The 2,885-nt window shown below is 44.6% G+C and carries 2 protein-coding genes; one reads left to right on the top strand and one right to left on the bottom strand.

The window, feature by feature from the left end:
* Nucleotides 1-750, bottom strand: a 750-nt coding sequence (locus ENN47_02515; GenBank protein ID HDP77060.1) for a hypothetical protein, incomplete at its 3' end; no start/stop codon positions are given.
* A gap of 723 nt (nt 751-1,473) precedes the next feature.
* Between ENN47_02515 and ENN47_02520 the strand changes: the two genes are divergently transcribed.
* On the top strand, nt 1,474-2,885 hold a 1,412-nt coding region (locus ENN47_02520; GenBank protein ID HDP77061.1), incomplete at its 3' end, for a hypothetical protein.

Raw genomic sequence — 2,885 nt, forward strand, 5'->3', positions numbered from 1 at the left:
AACGGCTTGATCGCTAAACATATAGCCATCAATCCACCATCCCGCAAAGCCATAGCCTTCATTAGTCAATGCGCTCAGATTTAGAGAATCCCCATAATCTACAACTCCTCCGCCGGCCACTTCTCCACCTTCAGGGGGAACAGGCACAAGATTGAAAGTATACTGCATTGGATTGAACCCTACCATCAGACTTACATCCTTCAAAGCCTGAAAAGAAGCAACTGGTTCAGTGTAAATAGGATCGTCTCCGCTTTCCTCAAAACTCGTTTCTTCAGGTTCGTCGAGATACCAACCATTGAATGTGTGATGAATGGATGGCGTGGCCATTATCGTAACTAGATCTCCATAGATGTACTCGCCGTCTCCACTGAACTCTCCCCCATTCGGAGGATCTGCCGTGATTGAGATCACAACTTTAACTGTAAAGAAGATGCTATAGGTTAAACTCTCCTTTCCGTTAAGAGAGGTGACCAGTACCGTCGCAGTTCCTGGAAGGGTCTCGGCATCCGCTATAACAATATTCACTCCTTCAACTGCAGGAATGGCAGTAACGGTCGGCGGTTCAGTAGTGCCTGCCGGGAGTACAATCGAATATGAGGTCTTCTTAGCACTGAATTCCGGAACTTCAACCCCGTTGTAAAAAAGTTCCTTAAGAGTCGCATCGGCCGACTTCCAGAATGCCGGACAGCCGGTAATCATTATAAGAAGCAGCAAAACCACAGCATACACACAAGTTTTCTTCATTCTCATGCCTCCTCCATGAACGACAATTGGTAACCTTACATAGACCCACTATGTGATCTCCAATAACCTTTCATAATAATTGCAAGGAGCAATAACATGAGATGAAGCTTTGGATGAGTTAGAGAGGGGCGTATTTCGTTCCTTGATTTCAGTCTAGCATCACCGCGAGAAAATACGTTCAGATTTTGGCTGTTTGAGCGACTTTATTTCATCCTTATTTCAAACGGTGCAATTTACATTAAATGAATTCTAATGTATGTTTATTTCACAACCCTTATCTGAAAGTATGTTTCACCTAATCACTTGTATAAGAAAACCAATGACGGCAAATTGAAGCGGTTTCCAAACTCAGTACATAAGAACAAAAGTTACATGATTAAAAAGTGATTAAGCTCGATTGATACTTAAGAAGTATATTTTGAACTACAATTGTTATCATCTCCATAGTGTTACTTAAAAGCATAATTTAATTAGTCTGATTTGAAATACCTAATTTTGATCACTGGTTTATGTAATCTAGCGATCAATAGATTGAACCAAATATCAGTCGACAGTAGGAAATCATTTCAGATCAGGCCCTACGTTCAATTAAGTCAGAGTTTCTATCTTCGGCTTTGCCCAAACACTGGATGCATCAATGGAGTATCATTTCATTGAGGAAACTTTTCTCAGAAACGAGTTTTAATTTGTGAATACGACTTCTAGTGAGAAAAGACAGCGGGAGGAATAATGCTCTTAACAGACCATGTAGATATTCCGACAGAACTAATAAGGGCGCAGGAGGAAGAAAGGCTGGTGGTCTTCGCGGGTGCCGGTGTTTCTATGGCCGCCCCGTCAAACATACCCGGTTTTGTCGATCTTGCAAAGGCCGTCGCGAAAAGCTACGGTCAAAAATACTACGTCAAGCAGCAGCGAGTCCAACCTCCGGACGTCTTTCTCGGCAGTCTCAACTCCAAGAATGGTGGACAAGGTGTCCACGAAATTGTGAAGCAGATAATGACTGAAACAACTTCGAGGCCATCACAGCTTCACAGCCTTATTCCTCTTCTATTCAAAAGCGCCCGGGACCTCAAAATCGTAACAACAAATTACGACGCTCACTTTTCAACCGTCTTGAGGAATTACGGAGAGAGATACGACGGCTTCGACATCTTCAGGGGGCCCGCTCTACCGAGGGGCGACGATTTCAGAGGAATAGTATATCTTCACGGAAACGTGGAACAGGATTCTAGGTGGCTTGTTGTTACGAACAGGGACTTCGGAAGAGCATACCTTACCGAAGGTTGGGCGAGGGACTTTCTTAGGGACCTGTATCTGTCGGATTACACGATTCTCTTCATAGGGTACAGCCATAGAGATACCATTGTCGATTACCTCGCAAGAGGGCTGAACATAAGGCAATCGAACAGATACGCGCTTGTCAGCGCCAGCGATGCCGAGAGGTGGAAAGAGATCAACGTGATTCCCGTTTCATATCCACTTACACCCGAAAAGAAGAAAGTGCATTACGAACTCCAGAAGGCCCTTGAAAACTGGACTTCCCTGGCCAGTTCAGATATTGAAACCCATACCGAAAAAATCAAAAGCATTGCCGGCAAGAAACCCGCTAAGGATCTGAAGGTCGACAGCTACCTAACATACTGTCTCAACCGTGAAGACCTCACTGTGATCTTTTGTCGTTTCGCGGAGGACTTCGAATGGGTGGAATGGCTTGATTCAAAGGCGATATTGGACAATCTATTCCGAGAGGAAGGGACTCTCACAGAGATCGAGAAGTCTCTCACCCGCTGGTTTGTAAAAACCGCTTTCGGAAGCAGTAGCCAGGAATACTTGACTTTTTTGGTTTCCAGAAGATCATCCTTGAACCCATATCTGGTCTCTTCAATCGTTGAACATATGGCAGACAGTGATCTGGAGATTCCAGATACCTGTCAGGCGGAATGGTTGAATCTGATCCTCAACAACTGGCACAAAGGAGAAACCCCAGGTCTCGCAATGCTGAAAGCCCTGAAGAAGGTCGATGTCTCCGCAAACCCTTGGATAATAACTAAGGCCATTCAGAACTTCTTCTCGCTTTCTCAGACTGGAAAATCGGCGAAGCTTTCCCTCTTCCACAGGCAATACGATCTTGAACCTCTCGT

The organism is Mesotoga infera (genome assembly GCA_011045915.1).
Taxonomy (GTDB): domain Bacteria; phylum Thermotogota; class Thermotogae; order Petrotogales; family Kosmotogaceae; genus Mesotoga; species Mesotoga infera_D.